20 protein-coding genes are annotated in these 20,306 nt (G+C 70.8%); 7 read left to right on the top strand and 13 right to left on the bottom strand.

All coding sequences use genetic code 11. The annotated features are described in order from the left end of the window. Positions 1–88: 88 nt before the first annotated feature. From IE295_RS16650 to IE295_RS16675, 6 genes are all read right to left on the bottom strand, one after another. On the bottom strand, positions 89–1,567 hold the full coding sequence (locus IE295_RS16650) for a type VI secretion protein (RefSeq protein ID WP_190064445.1): 1,479 nt from the start codon (positions 1,565–1,567) through the stop codon (positions 89–91). Between the two features lies 1 nt (position 1,568). Then, positions 1,569–2,996, bottom strand: a complete 1,428-nt coding sequence (locus IE295_RS16655; RefSeq protein WP_190064446.1) for an ATP-binding protein — start codon at positions 2,994–2,996, stop codon at positions 1,569–1,571. 10 nt (positions 2,997–3,006) lie between these two features. Next, entirely contained in the window at positions 3,007–4,563 is a 1,557-nt protein-coding gene (locus IE295_RS16660) for an SCO6880 family protein (protein ID WP_190064794.1), read from the bottom strand. A 2-nt stretch (positions 4,564–4,565) separates the two neighbouring features. Further along, a complete protein-coding gene (locus tag IE295_RS16665; RefSeq protein ID WP_190064447.1) occupies positions 4,566–5,954 on the bottom strand; it encodes a hypothetical protein in 1,389 nt (462 codons plus the stop codon). Then, positions 5,944–6,819 (bottom strand): hypothetical protein, encoded by an 876-nt coding sequence (locus tag IE295_RS16670; protein WP_190064448.1) that lies wholly within the window; start codon positions 6,817–6,819, stop codon positions 5,944–5,946. Before IE295_RS16670 ends, IE295_RS16665 begins: the two co-directional genes overlap by 11 nt. A 228-nt stretch (positions 6,820–7,047) precedes the next feature. Continuing rightward, the gene (locus IE295_RS16675) at positions 7,048–7,359 is read right to left on the bottom strand and encodes a DUF8827 family protein (protein ID WP_086568524.1); all 312 of its coding nucleotides are present in this window, start codon (positions 7,357–7,359) and stop codon (positions 7,048–7,050) included. Positions 7,360–7,695: 336 nt separating this feature from the next. Here IE295_RS16675 and IE295_RS16680 point away from each other — a divergent pair, with 336 nt between their 5' ends. Further along, positions 7,696–9,144 carry a serine/threonine-protein kinase gene (locus IE295_RS16680; protein ID WP_190064449.1) on the top strand — a complete coding sequence of 483 codons (1,449 nt, stop codon included), beginning with the start codon at positions 7,696–7,698 and terminating at the stop codon, positions 9,142–9,144. A gap of 66 nt (positions 9,145–9,210) precedes the next feature. Here the strand turns inward: IE295_RS16680 and IE295_RS16685 are convergent, their stop codons facing one another. Further along, the gene (locus IE295_RS16685; RefSeq protein WP_190064450.1) at positions 9,211–9,432 is read right to left on the bottom strand and encodes a DUF397 domain-containing protein; all 222 of its coding nucleotides are present in this window, start codon (positions 9,430–9,432) and stop codon (positions 9,211–9,213) included. Between the two features lie 206 nt (positions 9,433–9,638). Here IE295_RS16685 and IE295_RS16690 point away from each other — a divergent pair, with 206 nt between their 5' ends. Beyond that, positions 9,639–10,649, top strand: a complete 1,011-nt coding sequence (locus IE295_RS16690) for a bifunctional lytic transglycosylase/C40 family peptidase (RefSeq protein ID WP_308013225.1) — start codon at positions 9,639–9,641, stop codon at positions 10,647–10,649. Positions 10,650–10,841: 192 nt separating this feature from the next. After that, positions 10,842–11,600, top strand: coding sequence for a phosphatase PAP2 family protein (locus IE295_RS16695; RefSeq protein WP_224323638.1), 759 nt, complete (start codon positions 10,842–10,844; stop codon positions 11,598–11,600). Between the two features lie 47 nt (positions 11,601–11,647). Here IE295_RS16695 and IE295_RS16700 read toward each other — a convergent pair whose 3' ends face one another. Both IE295_RS16700 and IE295_RS16705 read right to left on the bottom strand, forming a co-directional pair. Next, positions 11,648–13,198, bottom strand: coding sequence for an FAD-binding oxidoreductase (locus IE295_RS16700; protein WP_190064452.1), 1,551 nt, complete (start codon positions 13,196–13,198; stop codon positions 11,648–11,650). Between the two features lie 132 nt (positions 13,199–13,330). Next, the gene (locus tag IE295_RS16705) at positions 13,331–13,507 is read right to left on the bottom strand and encodes a hypothetical protein (RefSeq protein WP_190064453.1); all 177 of its coding nucleotides are present in this window, start codon (positions 13,505–13,507) and stop codon (positions 13,331–13,333) included. Between the two features lie 88 nt (positions 13,508–13,595). Here IE295_RS16705 and IE295_RS16710 point away from each other — a divergent pair, with 88 nt between their 5' ends. Together IE295_RS16710 and IE295_RS16715 are read left to right on the top strand one after the other, a co-directional pair. Next, positions 13,596–14,636: a hypothetical protein gene (locus tag IE295_RS16710; RefSeq protein WP_190064454.1), complete on the top strand. Its 1,041-nt coding sequence runs from the start codon at positions 13,596–13,598 to the stop codon at positions 14,634–14,636. Between the two features lie 111 nt (positions 14,637–14,747). Continuing rightward, positions 14,748–14,936 (top strand): hypothetical protein, encoded by a 189-nt coding sequence (locus IE295_RS16715; protein ID WP_190064455.1) that lies wholly within the window; start codon positions 14,748–14,750, stop codon positions 14,934–14,936. Positions 14,937–15,019: 83 nt separating this feature from the next. On the opposite strand, the gene IE295_RS16720 is transcribed toward IE295_RS16715, so the two are convergent. Further along, the gene (locus IE295_RS16720) at positions 15,020–15,394 is read right to left on the bottom strand and encodes a metal-sensitive transcriptional regulator (RefSeq protein WP_190064456.1); all 375 of its coding nucleotides are present in this window, start codon (positions 15,392–15,394) and stop codon (positions 15,020–15,022) included. A gap of 289 nt (positions 15,395–15,683) precedes the next feature. Here IE295_RS16720 and IE295_RS16725 point away from each other — a divergent pair, with 289 nt between their 5' ends. Next, the gene (locus IE295_RS16725) at positions 15,684–16,304 is read left to right on the top strand and encodes a DUF47 domain-containing protein (RefSeq protein ID WP_190064457.1); all 621 of its coding nucleotides are present in this window, start codon (positions 15,684–15,686) and stop codon (positions 16,302–16,304) included. 6 nt (positions 16,305–16,310) lie between these two features. Beyond that, positions 16,311–17,309, top strand: a complete 999-nt coding sequence (locus tag IE295_RS16730) for an inorganic phosphate transporter (RefSeq protein ID WP_190064458.1) — start codon at positions 16,311–16,313, stop codon at positions 17,307–17,309. 109 nt (positions 17,310–17,418) lie between these two features. On the opposite strand, the gene pstB is transcribed toward IE295_RS16730, so the two are convergent. The 3 genes from pstB to pstC are packed head-to-tail and all read right to left on the bottom strand — an operon-like array spanning position 17,419 to position 20,302. Next, positions 17,419–18,198: a phosphate ABC transporter ATP-binding protein PstB gene (gene pstB / locus IE295_RS16735; protein ID WP_190064459.1), complete on the bottom strand. Its 780-nt coding sequence runs from the start codon at positions 18,196–18,198 to the stop codon at positions 17,419–17,421. A 35-nt stretch (positions 18,199–18,233) separates the two neighbouring features. Next, a complete protein-coding gene (pstA, locus tag IE295_RS16740) occupies positions 18,234–19,316 on the bottom strand; it encodes a phosphate ABC transporter permease PstA (protein WP_372479963.1) in 1,083 nt (360 codons plus the stop codon). After that, complete coding sequence (gene pstC / locus IE295_RS16745; protein WP_190064460.1) at positions 19,313–20,302, bottom strand: phosphate ABC transporter permease subunit PstC; 990 nt, start codon at positions 20,300–20,302, stop codon at positions 19,313–19,315. The genes pstA and pstC overlap by 4 nt, the downstream gene beginning before the upstream one ends. Positions 20,303–20,306: the final 4 nt, after the last annotated feature.

Below are 20,306 nucleotides of genomic sequence, written 5' to 3' on the forward strand. Positions count from 1 at the left end.
ACGTCCTCGTTCCTCACTGTGGCGCAGCGGCGGGCCGGTGGGCTGTAGGCAGCTCTGCCCAGTTGACAGCTTCAGCCGGGCGACAGCTTCAGCCGGGTGACAGCGTGTGGCGCGGCCAGCGGGCCCTCGCCTGTTCCTCCGAGCGCATCAGGGCGAACGTGGGCAGGCCTTGTGCCTCACCGGCCGCCAGCAGGTCCGGGAGGGCCGGGATGGGGGCCACGGCGGCGACGTCGTCGAGGACGAGGGTCAGTGGTGGGTCGAGCCGGCCGGAGGATGACCGTGCGGCCATGCGGCGGCCGTGCTCGACCACGCTTGCGGCGAGTGCGGTGAGCAGCGGCATCGCACCCGGGCGGGTTCGGGGATCCTCAATCGCCTCACCCACCACGTACAGGGTTCCCCCTTCGGCGATGAATGATTCCACCGCCAAGGAATTGGCTCGATTGGGGTTACAGGCGTCGCGGATGTGAACGGAGGTGAGGGCGGTGAGGGCGCTCGCGGCCAATTGCAAGGCCATGTCACGCCGTTCGGGGTGCCCGGTGAGCGCCGACTCCAGCTCGCCCGCCGTGCCGCCGACCGCCTTGGGGTTCGTCCGCAGGATCCGTACGGGCTCGTGCGCCGACGTCCCCTGGGCCCAGCGGTGCACCTGACGGAAGGGGCGGCCGTCGACGGCGACCGCGTGCAGCCAGCAGCGCACCAGGGTCTCGGCCGTGTCGGCGGTGGCGGAGTCGAGGGCGCTGAGGGGGCGTACGGGCGCGAGGAGCGCGGCCGCGCGGGCAGCGGCCGTGTCGCGGGACTCGCAGCCGGCGGCCGGGTTCCAGCGGAGACGGTCGGGGGTGTCGAGGAGATGACTCGGGTCGAACGCGTGCACAGGCCCGAGCTTGGCGCGGGCGGCCTTGGTGCCGGCCCACAGGCCGGGGTCGCTGGTGACGACGAGCACGGGCCCGGCGGCCTCGAGGACGGCCTGGGCGGCGAGGGCGCTCCGGTCGGCTGCGTAGACGAGGCGCTGAGGGCCGGAGGGGGCGGGAGAGGCCGTGGTGGCGGTAGTGGTGGGGACAGGGGCGGCGGTGGCGGGCGCGGGCGTACGCGGCCCGGGGACGGACACCACCGCCTCCTGCTCCGCTACGGGCTGCACTGCTACGGATTCCACCGGCGCGGCCTGCGCCGGCACCCCGACCCCCACCCCCTGCTCCCGCCGCGCCCGCATCGCCCGCCACCGGGCCACCGTCCCGATCGCGAACGTCATCAGCACCACGGCCACCAGCACCTCGCTGATGAGCACGCCCCAGAACAGCCCGTACCCCGACAGCGCCTCCGCTTCCGCCTCCGGCCACGCGGCCGGCAGGTCGCGCGGCTGCGTCATGAGGTGGCGCAGCGCCTGGGGGGTACGGACGAACGTCACGCCGTCCGGCCAGGCGCCGTTCGCGAAGAAGGCCGCGATGCCGGTGGCCGTCCAGACCAGCAGGGTCATGCCCAGCAGGAAGGCGAGGACGCTGACCAGCAGGCCGTCCGGAATTCCGCGCTCCGAGGAGCCGTGGCTCCGGCCGTCCCGGTCCCGTGCGGGCGTCATGTCACGCCACCGTCGACTCGGAGGGCTCGGCCGCGCCGGCCGGATCGCCCGGCCCGTACACCTCCATCGCCGCCGCGGCCCGCTCGGCGGCCGCCGCCTCCGCCGCGAGCTCGCGGGCCAGGTCGTCGCCGTCCTCGGTCATGGCCCGGTCGGTGTAGACCAGCGGCCGTTCGGCGTCGGTGATCAGGTGCTTGACGACCTGGACGTTGCCGTTGACGTCCCAGACCGCGATGCCGGGGGTGAGCGTGGGAATGATCTCCACCGCCCAGCGCGGCAGGCCCAGCACCTGGCCCGTGGCCCGCGCCTCGTCGGCCTTCTGGGCGTAGACGGTCCGCGTCGAGGCCATCTTCAGGATCGCCGCGGCCTCCTTGGCCGCCGCCCCGTCGACCACGTCCGACAGGTGGTGGACCACCGCCACGAACGACAGGCCCAGCCGTCGGCCGAACTTCAGCAGCCGCTGGAAGAGCTGCGCCACGAACGGCGAGTTGATGATGTGCCAGGCCTCCTCGACCAGGAAGATCCGCTTCTTCCGGTCGGGACGGATCCAGGTGTGTTCCAGCCAGACGCCCACGATCGCCATGAGGATGGGCATGGCGATGGAGTTGCGGTCGATGTGCGAGAGGTCGAAGACGATCAGCGGGGCGTCGAGGTCGATGCCGGCCGTCGTCGGCCCGTCGAACATGCCCCGCAGGTCACCGTCCACCAGCCGGTCCAGCACCAGCGCGACGTCCAGGCCCCAGGCCCGTACGTCGTCTATGTCGACGTTCATCGACTCCGCCGACTCGGCCTCGGGGTGGCGCAGTTGCTCGACGATGTCCGTCAGCACCGGCTGGCGGCCCACGATGGTCTCGTTGACGTACGCGTGCGCGACCTTGAGCGCGAAACCGGCCCGCTCGTCCAGTCCTCGTCCCGTCGCGACCTCGATGATCGTGCGGAGGAGGGCGAGCTGGCCGGTCGTGGTGATCGCCGGGTCGAGCGGGTTGAGCCGGATGCCGCCGTTGAGCGCGGCCGTCGGGTCCAGCCGGATGGGGGTTATGCCCAGCTGCTGCGCGATGAGGTTCCACTCGCCGACGCCGTCCTCGCCCTGGGCGTCCAGGACGACGACCTGCCGGTCGCGGAAGCGCAGCTGGCGCAGGACGTACGTCTTCTCCAGCGCCGACTTGCCGTTGCCGGACTCGCCGAGGACGAGCCAGTGCGGGGCGGGCAGCTGCTGGCCGTAGAGCTGGAAGGGGTCGTAGATGTAGCCCTTGCCGGAGTACACCTCGCGCCCGATGACCACGCCCGAGTCGCCGAGGCCGGGGGCCGCGGTGGGGAGGTAGACGGCCTGCGCCTGACCGGTGGAGGTCCGTACGGGCAACCGGGTCGTCTCCACCTTCCCGAAGAGGAAACTGGTGAAGGCGTCGGTGAGGGTGGCCAGGGGATCGAGCACGGCATTGCCCCTATCGTCGGATGCCGGTCGCGAACGGCAGCGTGTTGACGAACGCCCGGTGGTGCTCGCGGTCGCACCACTCGAGCTTGAGGTAGCTCTTGCCCGCCGAAGCTCTTATGGTCCGCTTGTCGCGCGCCAGCGCCTCCGGCGAGCGCGACGAGACGGTGATGTAACCGACCAGGTTGACGCCCGCCGCGCCGCTGGCGAGGTCCTCGCCGCGCTGGTCGACGCGGGAGTGGTGGGCGACGTCGCGGGGGTCGACGACCCGGTTCATCTTGGCGGCGCGCGAGGCGTCCGCGTCGTCGTTCGTCTTCTCGGTCAGCATCCGCTCGATGGCCACGTCGGTCGGCTCCAGGTCCATGCAGACCGCGACCGTACGGATCACGTCCGGGGTGTGCACGAGGAGCGGGGCGAGGAAGTTGACGCCCACGGGCGTCATCGGCCACTCCTTCACCCACGCCGTCGCGTGACACCAGGGCGCGCGCGTGGACGACTCCCGGGTCTTCGCCTGGAGGTAGGTGGGCTCCATGGCGTCCAGCTCGGCCGGCCAGGCGTTGCGCTTGGTCATCGCCTGGATGTGGTCGATCGGGTGGTCCGGGTCGTACATCGAGTGCACGAGCGACGCCAGCCGCCCCTGACCGAGCGGCTGCCGCACCCGGATGTCGGCCTCGGCGAGCCGGGCGCAGATGTCCGTCAGTTCGCGCGCCATGACCACGGCCAGGCCCGCGTCCCGGTCCAGCCGCTGCCTGCCGCCGCCCTCGTGCCGGGAGGCCCGGGAGATGGCCTGCGCCTCGGCGGCCAGCTCGCGGCTGTAGTGCATGCACGCCACGAGGTACGCGCGGTGCTGCTCGGACGACGTCGAGACCATCGACTGCAGCTGGTCGTACGACTCCTTCAGCCAGTCCGGGGCGCTGTCGTCGCCGCGCCGCTCGACGTCCTTGGCGTGCGCGTCGGGGTCGGCGGGCAGCGTACGGGCGAGCATCTGGATGCGGGTGACGTAGCCGTCGCCGTTGGCGACGTGCTTGAGCAGCGTGCCGAACCGCTCGACCAGCGCCTCCTGGTCCTCCGAGTCGCGCAGCCCGACGCCCGGCCCCTCGATCTCGATCGCGGCCGTCACGGTGCGGCGGTCCGCGTGCAGCAGCACGGCGATCTCGTCCGGCCCGAAGGGCGCGGAGAGCCAGTTGATCCGCCCGATGCCCGGCGGCGGGCCCACCTCGACCTCCCGCCCGTCCAGGCGGGTGCCGGCCTCGGTCGCCGAGGAGCGGTACGTGGCGCCGCGGCGGAGGGTGCGCTTGTACGAGCGGTTGATCTCGAACCACTTGTAGAAGGTGCGGTTCTTGTACGGCACGTAGACGGCCGCGAGGGAGAGCGCGGGGAAGCCGGTGAGGGTGACGATCCGCAGCGGGAGGAAGGGCACCAGGAGGCCGCACATCATGCCCAGGAACGCCCCGGCGATGATCAGGGCGATCTCGCCGGTCTCCCGGTTCTTGCCCACGACCGCGTTGGGGCGCGCGCGGCCGATCAGATACGTACGGCGGGCCGCGATCGGCTGGGACTGGGCCGGGATCGTCAACTCCGCTCACCTCCGGATGTATTGCTCTTGCTGTTGTTCTGCGCGCGGGGCGCCGGGCCCGGTGCTGCGGAGGGAGCGCTTCCGTTGCCGCCGCCGCTCGGGGCCGCGGGGCGTGCGCTGTGGGCGGCCACACCGCCGGACATGGCACTGGCGGGACGGGCCTGGTGAGACGACCCTCCGCCGCCGTTGCCGCGGGCGCTGTGGGTGGTGATGCCCTGCTTGACCAGGGCGGCAGGCGAGGAGATCACTGCGGCGGCCTGCCGGGAGGCCGCGTCGTTGCTGGCGGCGCGGCTGCTGACGATCTCGTCGCCGAAGCCGGGCACGAAGCGGTAGATCATCGCACTGGCGAAGATCGCGAGAATGATGATGGCGAGGCCGGACACGACGGCGGAGAAGGCGGTCGGGCCGGTCCCGTTGGACAGCGCGCCGGCCAGGCCGAGGACGATCACGATGATCGGCTTGACCAGGATGACGGCGATCATGATGCCCGCCCAGCGGCGGACGTGCCCCCACATGTTCTTGTCGACCAGCCCCGCGTACACCGCCGTGCCGAGGATGGCCCCGACGTACAGCAGCGCGGCCCGGATCACCAGCTCCAGCCACAGCACGCCCGCGGCGAGCACCGACACGAGCGAGACCACGATCAGCATGATCGGCCCGCCGCCGATGCCGTTGCCCTTCTTGAGCGCGTCGGCGAACCCGCCGAAGAACGCGTCGTTGTTGGCCCCCGAACCGGCGGCGATCACCTCGGTCACGGCATCGGTGGCCGAGACGACCGTGTAGAGGATCAGCGGCGTGAACGCCGATGCCAGGACCGTCAGCCACAGGAACCCGACCGCCTCGGTGACCGCCTCCGAGAACGGCACGCCCCGCACCGCCCGCTTGGCGACGGCCAGCAGCCACAGGATGAGCGTGAGGATGGTGGACGCGGCGAAGACCACCGCGTACTGGCGGAGGAAGGGCGCGTTGGTGAAGTCGACGTTGCCGGTGTTCTGGACGGCGTCGGACAGCTTGTTGATGATCCACGAACCGGCCTCGGCGCAACCCTTTGCCAGTGAGGCCAGGGGGTCCAGGGCGTTGGGGGGGTCGGCGGGGGTGGTGCTACCGCCTCCGGCGCCGCTTCCGGCTTTGCTGCCGTCGCAGTACTTCTTTGCCGGGCCGATGAGCAAGTCGCAGGGATTGTTGCTGGGACTTGCCGTCGGCGTGGGTGATCCGGTCGCGCCGGGGGTCGGGGTGGCGCTTCCAGCCGGCGTCGGGGTGGTGCTTCCGCCCGGTGTCGGCGTAGGAGCGGCAGCCACACGTGTGGCCAGGAGAACGACGGCTGTTTGAACGCCCGCCAGGGCACCGGCGAGGGTAAGGGCACGTCGGCGCGGCCTACCGGGCATAAGTGAAGCCTCCGTACTCCTTGACGGCTTTTGTGATGTCCTCGGAACCGGAAGCAGGGATGTCGCCGGCGACAGGTGCTGGGCCGTCCGTCTGGGAATCGTCTTCGATCTTCCAGTCGGCACCGACCCACTTCAGTTCGAAGGTCCAGGTCTTCCAATCCGTACGCACGGGGTCGGTCGAACCGGTTCCTGCCATGCCGATCAAGCCGGTGTACCAGACGGCGACCTTGGCGCTGTCAGCGTTGAACGCCACCACCTTGGTGCCCACTGGGATAGTGCGTGAGATGAAGGTCTTGTCCTTTGGCGGGTTGCCTGCCGCGTCGAGGCCGAGCCTCTTCAGGAAGTCTGCCGAGTACGCCTGGTCCTGCGGGCCCTTGAGTTTGGCAGCGGCGTCAGTGGTGTAGATCGCATCCACGATCGCGTGACGACTGTCCGCCTTGAACATCCCGTCACCCCCCAACGCCACCGCGAAATTCGCCGCGGCGCTCTGCGCCCCCTGCTCCGAATGGGCGAACCCCGAGGCGATCTGGCCGGTCTTGCCGTCGACCGGCTTGGTGCCGGTGGGGGCCGTCGCCTGGCCGCCGGTGGGGGTGCGGTGGGAGCCGTCGCCGTTGTCGGAGGAGGAACCGGAGTCGCCGCCGCGGTTGGCGAAGGCGATGGCGGCGATGAGCAGCACCACGACGCCCACGACAGTGATCAGGTTCCGGCCGGAGGGGCGGCCCGTGCGGCCGGCGCGGCCGCTGCCGCGCCGGGGTGGGGCGTACGGGTCGACCTCGCCCTCCGGGAGGCGCGTGCGCGTCCCGTGGTGGCGGTTGTCGCCGTAGTCGCCCTGGCCGCTGCCGTAGCCGTCGTCGCCGAGACTCATGCTCCGCCTGCTCCCTCATACGTCGTGGCCGGCTTGCCGCCCGTATATGACGGTAGCGGTGGGAAGGGAATCCGGGGGGTGGGCGAAGGGGTGTGAGGGGGCATCAGGTGGCAGCCTCGGTGCGGGGGGACTCGGGGACGAGAGGGTCTGCGCGGGAGTGATGCGCGGCGGGACCGGACGGAAACGGACGGAAGCGGAAGGGGCGGACTGGGGGCGCGTAAGGGGGGCTCAGACGGCCATGCCGTAGACGATCGTGAACAGCGTGCCGAGCGAGCCGATGATGAACACCCCCGTCAGGCCCGCCACGATCAGGCCCTTGCCCTGCTCGGCGCTGAACGTGTCCCGGAGTGCCGTCGCGCCGATGCGCTGCTTTGCCGCGCCCCAGATCGCGATCGCCAGGCAGAGCAGGATCGCCGCCGCCATGATGACCTCGATCATCACGCGTGCTTCGCGCCCGAGTTCACCGAACGGGCCCCATTTCGGGGCGATTCCGCCAATGATGGTGTTGATGTCGCCCTTGTTGCCGGCAGCCAAAAACATTTCTAACTCACCGCCCCTTATGGGTAGTTGTATCCCCTCCGCCGCACGGCAAAGGTCAGGACCTATCTTCGCCGACGATGCCGCCCCGCATGTCGATTTGGCGGCATTTTTTGCCGGAACCCGTACGAGTGAGCGGTGGTGCCGCCCTGACCTGCGGCGAAGCCCCGTTGTCAGTGGGGGGTCCTAGGGTGACTCTGTGTATCACGCGTATGGACGCCGAGCAATGAGCGGCGATACAGGGGGGCGCGGAGATGTTCAAACGACAGTGTGTTCGGTGGGTACTCTTCCTGATCTGCGCATGGAGCCGCGCACGGTTCGAGATCAAGGGTGGTACGCGTGCTGGTTGCCGGTCGTTACCGGTTGGGGGAGCCGCTCGGCCGTGGGGGAATGGGCGAAGTCTGGCAGGGGCACGACGAGGTGCTGGGCCGTCAGGTGGCGGTCAAGCTGCTCCTGGGGGACGACTCCGACGAGTCCTCCGCTATGCGCTTCCGGATGGAGGCCCAGACGGCCGCGCGCCTGAATCACCCTCAGGTCGTCGCCGTGTACGACTTCGGCGAGTGGGACGGCCGCTTCTATCTCGTCATGGAACTTGTCCAGGGGCCGAGCCTGCAGGGCGAGCTCGCGGCCCAGGGGACGCTCGCCGTGCGCCGCGTGGCCGACATCGCCGCCCAGACGGCGTCCGGCCTGGCTGCCGCGCACGCGCAGGGGGTGGTCCACCGCGATGTGAAGCCCGGAAACCTGATGGTGGACGCCGCGAGCAGCGCCCTGAAGATCGGCGACTTCGGCATCGCGCGGTTCGTCGACGAGACCTCGGCCCAGCTGACCCGGGCCGGGCAGATCGTCGGTACGAGCACCTACCTCGCCCCCGAGCGGGCGCTGGGGCGGACGGCCGGCCCGGAGTCGGACGTGTACGCCCTGGGGTGCGTGCTGTACCAGCTGCTGATCGGCCGGCCGCCCTTCTGGTCCGAGAGCCCGACGACGCTGCTCTACATGCACGTGGACAGCACGCCCGAGCCGCCGCGGCTGCAGCGGGGCGAGATCCCGTACGCGTTCGAGGCCTTCCTGCTGCGCATGCTGGCCAAGCAGCCGGAGGAGCGGCCGTCGGCCCAGGAGGTCGCGGACTTCTTCGCCGACGGCTCCTGGGAGGACCGGGCGCAGCCGCTGCCGAACGCCACGGCTCCCCACGCCATGGGCCCGATGGCCGGGGGCCCGCACGGCACGGGAGCCAACCGCATGGGCCCCAACGGAATGGGTGCTCCCGGCATGGGCCCCGCAGGCATGGCTCCGACGGCCGTGTCGGCCGCCGTCCCGCCGGCTCCGGGCGCTCCGCCGCCGCCGTTCGTGCCGCCCCCGTCGCCCGGCCGGTTCGGCCCGCAGCGGGAGAGCACGACCACCTATGCCGCGGTGCCACCGCCCGCGCGGAAGCGGAAGACGCTGCTCGGCGTCGTCGCCGGGGCGGCCGCCTTCGTGGTCGCGGCCCTGATCGGGGTCAGCATGTTCGAGTCCGGAAGTGGCGGTGGCGGCAAGGGCGGTTCCTCGCCGTCGGCCGTCCCCGCTGCCGAGGCGAGCCAGGACGGGGACGCGAAGCCTCCGGGCGTCGACGTCGACGCCGTGCCCTCGCGGACCGCGAAGGCCACCCGCTCGCCGAAGTCCGGGAAGTCGCCGAAGCCGGCGAAGTCCGCGGGGCCGGCGGACGGCTCGGCGCGCCCGTCCTCGTCGTCCTCGCCCCGGCCCTCGTCCTCGGCGGGCAAGCCGAAGAAGCCGCGCGAGCGGGACGACGACTGACGGGACGACGGCCGGCACGGTGACGGCTGACAGACGGCGGCTGCCGGGCGGCCGGGGCGTGGAGGGTCAGTCCTCGATGCCCTCGACGAAGTGGTCGAACTCGCCCGCCTGGACGCCGAGGACGAACGCGTCCCACTTGGCGTCGGTCGTCACCACGACCTTCTCGGGGTTGATGTTCTCCCGGATGTAGACGTTGCCGTCGTTCCCGAAGGCGACCTCCAAATACTCGGTCATCTTCTCGTCGTCGGTGGCCGGGATCCACTTGAGACCGGCGGGAATCTCGGGCACGTGCCGCCCCCTCCTGAGATGGGATGTTCGGATGAACGCCGGCGCTCACCCTAGCGTCGCGCCGCCGGGTCCGGGCCGGTGGCGGGGCGAGGCCGTCTGGTTCCCGCTCGTAGGGTGATGCAGGCTAAAGCGTCGGGGGACGACGGAGGCTGACGGACCGTACGGAAGTCCGGATACGCGGTGGGCCCTTGGGGGAGGATTGCGGGGTGCGGAAGCTCTGGTTGGGCGTGGGTGCCGGTATCGGCTTGTGCCTGAGTTTCGTCGGGCTGCTCTTTGTCGGTGTGTACGTGGCCGCGGGGAACATCGTGGGCGGCGGCGGGGGCAGGGGGACGGTCGGGCTGGCCAAGGGGGCGGTTCCGGATCAGTACCAGGCGCTCGTCGCCCAGTGGGGCAACCTCTGCCCCGCCCTCAACCCGGCGATCCTCGCCGCGCAGCTCTACACCGAGAGCAACTGGAACCCCAGGGCCGTCAGTCCCGCCGATGCCCGGGGGATAGCGCAGTTCATCCCGGAGACCTGGGCCGGGCACGCGGTCGACGGCAACGGCGATGGAAAGCGGGACATCTGGGATCCTCAGGACGCGATTCCCTCCGCCGCCACCTATGACTGCGACCTCGCCAAGTACGTCAAGAACGTCCCCGGCGACATCACGGACAACATGCTCGCTTCGTACAACGCCGGTTCGTACGCCGTCATCAGGGCGGGCGGCATTCCGCCGTACAACGAGACGCAGGGCTATGTGAAGTCGATCCGCAGTCTGGAGAAGAGCTTCGCGCGGCCGGTCGGCAGGGTTGCGCCGTCGCAGGCGGCGGCCGGGGCGATCTACTTCGCCCAGGAGAAGCTGGGCACGCCCTACCTCTGGGGCGGTGACGGCACCAAGGAGGACAACGGGCGTTTCGACTGCTCGGGCCTGACGAAGGCGGCGTACGAGTCCGTGGGCATCGAACTGCCGCGCGTGGCCAACGACCAGTGGAACGCGGGGCCGCACCCCAAGCGGGACGAACTCCTGCCCGGCGACCTGGTCTTCTTCGCGCACGACTTGAAGGATCCGCGCAGCATCCACCACGTGGGCCTCTACGTGGGCGGAGGGTACATGATCAACGCGCCGTACACCGGAGCTGTGATCAGGTTCGACAAGATTGATTCACCGGATTACATCGGTGCGACACGGGTGACGCAGGATGGCGCAAAAGCGCTCCCCAAACCCAAGTCCGCCTGACCGGAACAGCCCGGGCTGGGACGATGGGTCACCCTTCGATAACGTCCTAGTGATCATTGGGTAGAGAGTGGAACGCTCTACTGGAGTAGGGCGTTCCAATGAAGTGGGTGAGCAGCGCCGCAGGCTGCGGCGCACGGACCACGGGGGTCGGTAGCTGGACGTGGCGACAGGCGACAGATAGGGGCCGGGGCAATGGCTGGACTCGTGACGGGAGACTCCATGCCGGCGGCCGGGGGCGGTTCGAACCCCGACGACAGACTGCTCTACGAGATCAACGGTCTCGCGAAGTCCGCGCCGCACTGGGCGGACCGCGCGATGGAGTTCATCGGCGAGTACGGGATCGTCTTCGGCTTCGCCGTGCTGATGCTGTGCGCGTGGTGGAGCGTCCGCAGGAGCGACGACGCGCCCGCCGGGACTGCGGCCCTGCTGTGGGCGCCGGTCGCGGCCGGCATCGCGCTCCTGGTCAACATCCCCATCCGCGGCTTCGTCCGCCGCCCCCGGCCCTTCCTCGATCACCAGGGGCTCGAGGTCCTGGTCAAGGGGAAGACCGACTTCTCCTTCGTCAGCGACCACGCGACGCTGACCATGGCCCTGGGCGTGGGCCTGTTCGTGGCCAACCGGAAGTACGGGCTCGTCGGCATCGGCCTGGCGCTGCTCGAGGGCTTCTGCCGGGTCTACATGGGCGTGCACTACCCCACGGACGTCATCGGAGGCTTCGCCCTCGGCACCGCCGTCACCCTGCTCCTCGCCCCGCTCGCGATGATGCTGCTCACGCCGCTGACGCGGAGGATCGCCGGGACGCGGGCGGGCCGGCTCGTCCGGTCTGCCGGCGCGCCCGTGGCCGTGGTGCCCGCCGCCGGGGCCGGTGAAGGCGCCGACGACGGCGCCGCCCTCACCGGCCCCGGCACCGCCGGCCGCCCGCGCCACCACGACCGCGACCTGGCCGCCTGACAGCAGGCCGCCTGGCAGCCGACCGCGTGCCGGTCGGCGTATCGGACTCAGAGCGCCTGCGGGAAGTCGAAGACGCGCTTCGGGTCGTAGCGCCGCTTCAGCTTCGTGAGGCGGTCCGCCGCGTCCCCGTAGTAGGCCTTGCGCCAGTCCTTCAGGCCCGGGTCCGTGTAGTTCTGGTACGCGGCGCCCGAGGCGTACCGGCGCATCGCCGTGTGCGCGCCGTCCAGCCAGGCCGTCTGCGCCGTGCCCGCACCGCCCGCCGCCCACGACGTCAGGTACTGCGCCAGCATCCGCGACCGCCGGTGCACGAAGGCCGTCGCCAGCGGCTGCACGCGGTTGACCGCGCCGCCCAGGGCCGTCAGCTGCACCGAGGCGCCGCCGCCCTTGACCCCGCGCCCGAAACGTTCCAGCTGGTCGAGCAGCGCCCGCACGCCCGCCGCGTCCAGAGAGCGGTCGAAGAAGTCCGAGCGCGCCGCGTACGTCTCGCGCCCCAGCTTGCCGGAGGCCTCGCGGCCGGGCGTGGCGCCCGGTAGGTGGCACTGCTCGGTGGACTTGTCGCCGCAGCCGGCGTAGGCGCGCACGGTGTCGAGGTAGGAGTGGCGCCGCAGTCGCACGGTGCCGATGCCGGCGCTGCCGCCGGTCGCCTTGGCCACCTTGCCGGTCAGCTCGTCGAAGGCGTTCTCCAGGTCCCCGTACGAGCCGATCGTGAACGCGGCGACGGATATGCGGGGCGAGCCGCCCCCCGCGGCCGACAGGTCGCAGGCCGACCAGATCTCGTCCGGCCGGCTCGGCCCCCACTCCTGCCACGCCCGCACCACGGCCGCGGCCTTGGACCAGGGGAAGGAGACGTAGCCGGTCACCCCCTCGCCCACGGCGCGGGTGCGGAAGCGGAGTTCGGTGACGACGCCGAAGTTGCCGTTGCCGGCGCCGCGCAGGGCCCAGAAGAGGTCCGCCTCGCGGGTGGCGTCGCAGACGACGGTCTTGCCGTCGGCGGTGACGAGGGTGGCGCCGGTGAGGCTGTCGCAGGTGAGGCCGTAGGCGCGGGAGAGGATGCCGTGGCCGCCGCCCAGGGTGAGCCCGGAGACGCCGACGGTGGGGCAGGAGCCGGCCGGGATGGTCACGCCGTGCGCGGCCAGGCTGGTGTAGACGTCGACGAGCTTGGCGCCGGCGCCTATGACGGCGGTGGACGCGGACGGCGTCCGGACGCTGCTCAGCCGCGAGACGTCGATGACGAGCCGGTCGTTGCCGCTGGACCAGCCGGCGTAGCTGTGACCGCCGTTGCGTATGGAGACGGGTATGGAGTAGCGGCGGGCGAAGGCCAGGGCCGCGGAGATGTCCGCCGTGCCGGCGACGTAGGCGATCGCCGCGGGGCGCAGCGCGTCGAAGCGGGTGTTGTACAGCTGCCGGGCGGCGGTGTAGTCGGCGTCGCCGGGGCGTACGAGGCCGCCGGCGAGGCCCTTGCCGAGGGCGGTCCAGTCGCTCTTGCCGGCCTTTCTGGTGGCCGCCGTCGCCGTGCCCGTCGTCGCCGTGGCACCCAGGGCGGCGCCCGCCGCCAGTCCGGTGCCCGCTGCCAGAAGTGTGCGCCTGCCGATGGTCATGCCGTTCCGCCCCTGGTGCCGTTTGTCGCGTGTGCGCTGATGCGCCTGACCCGAGTCCCCGTTGATCAAACAGATGGCTCGGCGGGGCGGGCGGTTCCGGCCGGGGGCGACGGGGCGGGGACCAGGGGGGGACTAGCCGGTGGCCGAGGTGTCGTGCAGGTGCGCGTCGGCGTCGGCGCGCGCCAGGGAGCGCGCCCGGCGGGCGGGGCCGTACCAGCCGCAGCTGCAGCGGGCCGTGCAGAAGGAACCGCGCTCGCTGGTGCTGGTGGTGTGGTCCGCGCGGTGCGGCGCGGTGGATGGATCGGACACGGGTCCACGCTACCGGGCCGTGACGGCCACCCCTGGGCGGTCGTTGAAGGAACGGGTTCCACTAGCGTGCGGCAGGGGGCTTACGGACATGGCTGTGCCCAGGCACAGGCGCGGGAGCGCGGTCGTCGCCGGTGCGGTGGCGGGCGGCCTCGCCTTTGGTCTGCTCGTGATGTCCGGCTGCGCCGAGAAGGAGACGGCCGGGGAGGGCGCGGCCTCCGGCGCGGGCGGCAGCAGCCTGGTCCGGCAGGCCCACGAGGCCGTCGTTCCCGCCGCCGCGGACCCCGTCCGGGCGCTCGCCGCCGTGCGGCACGCCTCCGCCGCGCTGGCCCGGGCGGGCGGCGCGAAGGTCCGTACGTCCATGGAGACCGTCAGCGGCGGCACGCGGCTGACCATTCACGGCCGGGGCGCCTACGACTTCGCGCGGCCCGTCGGGCGGCTGACGGTGATGCTGCCCGAGGGCGGTGCGGGCAGCGCCGGGCACCGGCCGATCACCGAGGTGTTCGCGCCGGGCGCGCTGTACATGAAGAACCGCGGGGCGGGCGTGCCCGCCGGCAAGTGGGTGCGCCTCGACACGGGCACCCTCGCCGACGGCGACCTGCTCACCAGCGGCGCCACCGATCCCCTCGCGGCGGCCGAGCTGCTGGGCGGCGCGCGCGAGGCGGCGTACGCGGGCGAGGAGCGGCTCGGCGGGGACCGGGTGGATCACTACTGGGGCACGGTCGACCTGTCCCGGGCGGCGCGGGCCGCGCCCGCGCGGGACAGGGCGGCGCTGACGGCGGCGGCGAAAGGGTTCTCCAGTGGGACCGTCGCGTTCGACGCGTATCTCGACCGGCAGGGCCGGCCGCGGCTGCTGCGCTACCGCTTCGGGGTGGCGGACCGGGAGGGGGCCGGGCGGGCCGAGGCGGGCGTCGCCCACCGGCCGATGGCCTCGGCGGCGTCCGCGTCCGCCGCGTCCTCCGCCGCCGTGTCCGCCGCGCCGGCGACGGCCGCGGCCACCGTTTCGGCCCCGCCGTCGCCGATGACCGTGGTCTCCACGGTCGAGCTCTTCTCGTTCGGATTCCGGCCGGACATCTCCCTGCCCGCACCCGCCGAAATCTATGCGGGCACGGTCGCTTCGCCGCAGAAATAGCGCGGCAGGGCGTAGTTGGCCATGGAAATGGTCCTTCTGTGCCATGCGCGGCGTGTGTACCGATCACTACGCTGGAAAGCGGTCCCGAGAAGCCCCGAGGAGGTGAATCACGTGGTTTCGCGACGCGGTTCGTCCGGCGGGCCGGACCCCGCGGCCCTCATCGAGATCGATCTCTACGGCGAGCTGATGATCGCCGCGTCCAGCGCGGTGGAGGAACGCCTCAGCTTCGACCGGATCGACGAGGTGCTGCGGGTCGTCCGGCGCCGGCCGTCCGGGCCGGAAGGGGACGCGGACGGCTGAGGCCTGCGTCCGCAAAGGGCTACGTCCGCAGAGGCCCACGTCCACAAAGGCCCATGTCCACAAAGGCCCATGTCCGCAGAGGCCTACGTCCGCAGCAGCCGCGCGATCGCCGCGCTGGCCTCCTCCACCTTCGCGTCGATCTCCGCGCCGCCCTTGAGGGCCGCGTCGGCCACGCAGTGGCGCAGGTGCTCCTGGAGGAGCTGGAGGGCGAAGGACTGGAGGGCCTTCGTGCTCGCCGAGACCTGGGTGAGTATGTCGATGCAGTAGACGTCCTCCTCGACCATGCGCTGGAGGCCGCGGATCTGGCCCTCGATCCGGCGCAGTCGCTTGAGGTGCTGGTCCTTCTGCTTGCTGTAACCGTGCGGTCCGGGGTGCTCCCCGGGCGCGGACGCCTCGCCGTGGCAGGAGGCCGCGGGGGGCTCAGTGGTGCTGGTCACTGTGGCATCCGTGGCCGTCATGGCGTCCTCCGTTGTCCTGCGGGTTCCTGCCCGTGCCGCCGGGCCGCTGGAATCAGCGGGATGATGAGCGTACGGGCGGCACCGGGGTCCGCCGGGGTCCGCATGTCGGCGATACCCTTTTCCCATACCCCGGGCGGGTATATCGTACCCAAAATCTCCGCCGGAGGCCCGTACCGCCTTCATGAGCACTCTGCCCGATGGGCGACACTGAGGGAATGCCAGTTAGCTGTGGCTGGATGATGCGCCTAGCATCAACGAGACCGAATCCGCTGCACCCCGAGGATCCCACGTGCGCTTTCGTCTGACCCCCAGGGAGACGAGCTTCTACGACATGTTCGCCGCCTCCGCGGACAACATCGTCACGGGCTCCAAGCTCCTGATGGAACTGCTCGGAGCGGAGAGCTCCGCCCGGGCCGAGATCGCCGAGCGTATGCGGGCAGCGGAGCACGCCGGGGACGACGCGACGCACGCGATCTTCCACCAGCTGAACTCCTCTTTCATCACGCCGTTCGACCGCGAGGACATCTACTCCCTCGCCGGTTCGCTCGACGACATCATGGATTTCATGGAAGAGGCCGTCGACCTGGTCGTCCTCTACCAGGTCGAGGAATTGCCGAAGGGCGTCGAGCAGCAGATCGAGGTTCTCGCGCGGGCCGCCGAGCTGACCGCCGAGGCGATGCCGAACCTGCGGACGATGACCAACCTCACGGAGTACTGGATCGAGGTCAACCGCCTCGAGAACCAGGCCGACCAGATTCACCGCAAGCTCCTCGCCCACCTCTTCAACGGCAAGTACGACGCCATCGAGGTGCTCAAGCTCAAGCAGATCGTCGATGTGCTCGAGGAGGCCGCCGACGCGTTCGAGCACGTGGCGAACACGGTCGAGACCATCGCCGTCAAGGAGTCCTGACCTCCGGTGGACACCTTCGCTCTTGTCGTGACCATCGTGGTCGCGCTCGGATTCACCTATACCAACGGCTTCCACGACTCCGCGAACGCCATCGCGACCTCGGTCTCCACGCGGGCGCTGACCCCGCGCGCGGCCCTCGCGATGGCGGCGGTGATGAACCTCGCCGGTGCGTTCCTCGGCAGCGGAGTCGCCAAGACCGTCAGCAAGGGCCTGATCGAGACGCCGGTGGGCGACAAGGGGATGGGCATCCTCTTCGCCGCGCTGGTCGGCGCGATCGTCTGGAACATGGTCACCTGGTACTTCGGCCTGCCCTCGTCCTCCTCGCACGCCCTGTTCGGCGGCATGGTGGGCGCGGCGCTCGCCGGCGGCACGACCGTCATCTGGTCGGGCGTCGTCGAGAAGGTCGTCATCCCGATGTTCCTCTCGCCGTTCGTCGGCCTGATCCTCGGCTATCTCGTGATGGTCGCGATCATGTGGATGTTCCGCAGGGCCAACCCGCACAAGGCCAAGCGCGGCTTCCGCATCGCCCAGACCGTCTCGGCCGCCGGCATGGCGCTCGGCCACGGTCTGCAGGACGCCCAGAAGACCATGGGCATCGTGGTGATGGCCCTGGTCATCGGCGATGTGCAGGGCAAGAACGAGGCGATCCCGCTGTGGGTCAAGCTCGCCTGTGCGATCACGCTCTCGCTCGGTACGTACGCGGGTGGCTGGCGGATCATGCGGACGCTCGGCCGCCGCATCATCGAGCTGGACCCGCCGCAGGGCTTCGCCGCCGAGACCACGGCCGCCTCGGTCATGTACACGGCGTCGTTCATGTTCCACGCGCCGATCTCCACCACGCACGTGATCACCTCCGCCATCATGGGCGTGGGCTCCACCAAGGGCACGCGCGCGGTGCGCTGGGGCGTCGCGAAGAACATCGTGATGGGCTGGTTCATCACCATGCCGGCCGCGGCGATCGTGGCCGCGTTCAGCTTCTGGCTGGTGAACCTCGCGTTCGGCTAGCGCGCAGCCGTAAACGGATGGGCCCGCCCCCTGGTACGAACAGGGGGCGGGCCCTTCGCCTTGCGGTGGCACCGCCATGCAGCACCGCGAGACGGGTTTCCGGGCGGGCTCAGCCGAAGCGGCCCGAGATGTAGTCCTCGGTGGCCTGCACCGAGGGGTTGGAGAAGATGCGCTCCGTGTCGTCGATCTCCACCAGCTTGCCCGGCTGGCCGACGCCCGCCAGGTTGAAGAAGGCGGTGCGGTCCGAGACGCGGGCCGCCTGCTGCATGTTGTGGGTCACGATGACGATCGTGAAGTGCTCCTTCAGCTCGCCTATCAGGTCCTCGATGGCGAGCGTGGAGATCGGGTCGAGCGCCGAGCAGGGCTCGTCCATCAGCAGGACCTGCGGCTCGACCGCGATCGCCCGCGCGATGCACAGACGCTGCTGCTGGCCGCCGGAGAGGCCGGCGCCCGGCTTGTTCAGGCGGTCCTTGACCTCGTTCCAGAGGTTGGCGCCCTTGAGGGACTTCTCCACGATGCCGTCCAGCTCGGCCTTGCGGACCCGGTCGCCGTTGAGGCGGACGCCGGCGGCCACGTTGTCGTAGATCGACATGGTGGGGAAGGGGTTCGGCCGCTGGAAGACCATGCCGACCGTGCGGCGCACGGAGACCGGGTCGACGCCGGGACCGTAGAGGTTCTCGTCGTCCAGCATCACCTTGCCCTCGACGCGGCCGCCGGGGGTGACCTCGTGCATGCGGTTCAGGGTGCGCAGGAAGGTGGACTTGCCGCAGCCGGAGGGGCCGATGAAGGCGGTCACGGAGCGGGGCTCGACGGTCATCGAGATGTCGTCGATCGCCTTGTGGCTGCCGTAGTAGGCGTTCAGGCCGCTGACGTCGATTCGCTTGGCCATGGGGATCACTACTTCTTTCGAGGAATCAAACCGCGTCAGCGGCCGGCCTTGGGGGCCTTCCAGCGGGCGATGCCGCGGGCCACCAGGTTGAGGATCATGACGAAGGCGATGAGGACCAGGGCCGCGGCCCAGGCGCGGTCGTAGCTGGCCTCGTTGCCGGCCGCCCACTGCTCGTAGATGTAGTACGGCAGGGAGGACTGGGCGCCTTCGAAGGGGTTGTTGTTGATCAGCTGCGACCCGAAGACCAGCAGGACGATCGGGGCGGACTCGCCGGCGATGCGGGCGACCGCGAGCATCACGCCGGTGGCGATGCCGCCGATGGCGGTGGGCAGGACGACCTTGAGGATCGTGCGCCACTTGGGCACGCCCAGTGCCAGGGAGGCCTCGCGCAGCTCGTTGGGGACGAGCTTGAGCATCTCCTCGGTGGAGCGGACGACGACCGGCATCATCAGGATCGCCAGGGCCATGGAGCCGGCGAATCCGGAGTAGCCGTTGTCCATCATCAGGATCCAGAAGCTGAGGACGAACAGGCCGGCGACGATCGACGGGATGCCCGTCATGACGTCGACGAAGAAGGTCACGGCCTTGGCCAGGCGCCCGCGCCCGTACTCCACCAGGTAGATCGCCGTCAGCAGGCCGATGGGGGCCGCGATGGCGGTGGCGATGCCGACCTGCTCCAGGGTGCCGATGATGGCGTGGTAGACGCCGCCGCCGGGCTGGATGGTCAGGACGCCGGCCATGGAGTGGGAGAGGAAGTTGCCGTCGAGCACCTTGATGCCGCGCGCGATCGTCTCCCAGACCAGGGAGACCAGCGGGACGACGGCGATCAGGAAGCAGACCCAGACGAGGCTGGTGGCGAGGCGGTCCTTGGCCTGCCGGCGGCCCTCGACGCGGGCGGCGAGGGCGAACATCCCGGCGACGTAGAGGACGGCGGCGAGCAGGCCCCACTGGACGTGGCTGCCGAGCCCGGCGCCGATGCCGATCCCGGTGCCCACGGCGGCCGCGCCGAGCGCGAGGGCCGCGGGGGCCCAGCGGGGCAGGCGGGGCTGGTGCAGGCCGGAGGGGGCCTTCGGGGCGCTGTCGGCGACCAGGGGCTTGTTCATGGTCACTCCGCTCATGCCGTGTACTCCTTGCGGCGCGCGATGATCAGCCGGGCGGCGCCGTTGACCAGGAGGGTCAGGACGAACAGCACGAGGCCGGAGGCGATCAGGGCGTCCTTGCCTATCTCGCCGGACTCCTTGAAGCTGCTCGCGATGTTCTGGGCGAACGTGCCGCCTCCGGGGTCCAGCAGGCTCGTGCCGATCTCGAAGCTGGGGGAGAGGACCGTCGCGACGGCCATCGTCTCGCCGAGCGCACGGCCCAGGCCCAGCATCGAGGCGCTGATGACACCCGAACGGCCGAAGGGGAGTACCGACATCCGGATGACTTCCCAGCGGGTCGCGCCGAGCGCGAGGGCGGCCTCCTCGTGCATCTTCGGGGCCTGCAGGAAGACCTCGCGGCTGACGCTGGTGACGATCGGCAGGATCATGATCGCCAGCAGGATGCCGATGGTGAAGAGCGAGCGGGCGGCGCCGTCGTGGTACTCGAAGATCCCGGTCCAGCCGAAGTAGTCGTTCAGCCAGCCGTAGAGCCCGCCCAGGTGCGGCACCAGGAACAGGGCGCCCCACAGGCCGTAGACGATGGACGGCACGGCGGCGAGCAGGTCGATGACGTACGACAGCGGCGTCGACAGCCTGCGCGGTGCGTAGTGGGAGATGAACAGCGCGATGCCGATGGCGACCGGCACGGCGATGAGCATGGCGATCAGCGAGCTGACGACCGTGCCGAAGGCCAGCACGGCGATGCCGAAGACCGGCGGGGTGGAGTTGGCGCTCCACTCGAAGGTCGTGAAGAAGTTGCCCTCGTTGTGGGAGAGGGCGTTGGTGGCCCGCACGGTGAGGAAGACCGCGATGGCGGCCATGATCACCAGGAGCAGGATGCCGGATCCGCGCGAGAGCGCGAGGAAGATCCGGTCGCCGGGCCGCGTGGTGGCCTTCTGCTCGGCGGGTGCCGGGCCGCCGGCGAGGGGCGGCGGGCTTGCTGCGGTGGCTGGGGTTATGTCCATGGGG

The organism is Streptomyces griseocarneus, assembly GCF_014655595.1.
Lineage (GTDB): Bacteria > Actinomycetota > Actinomycetes > Streptomycetales > Streptomycetaceae > Streptomyces > Streptomyces griseocarneus.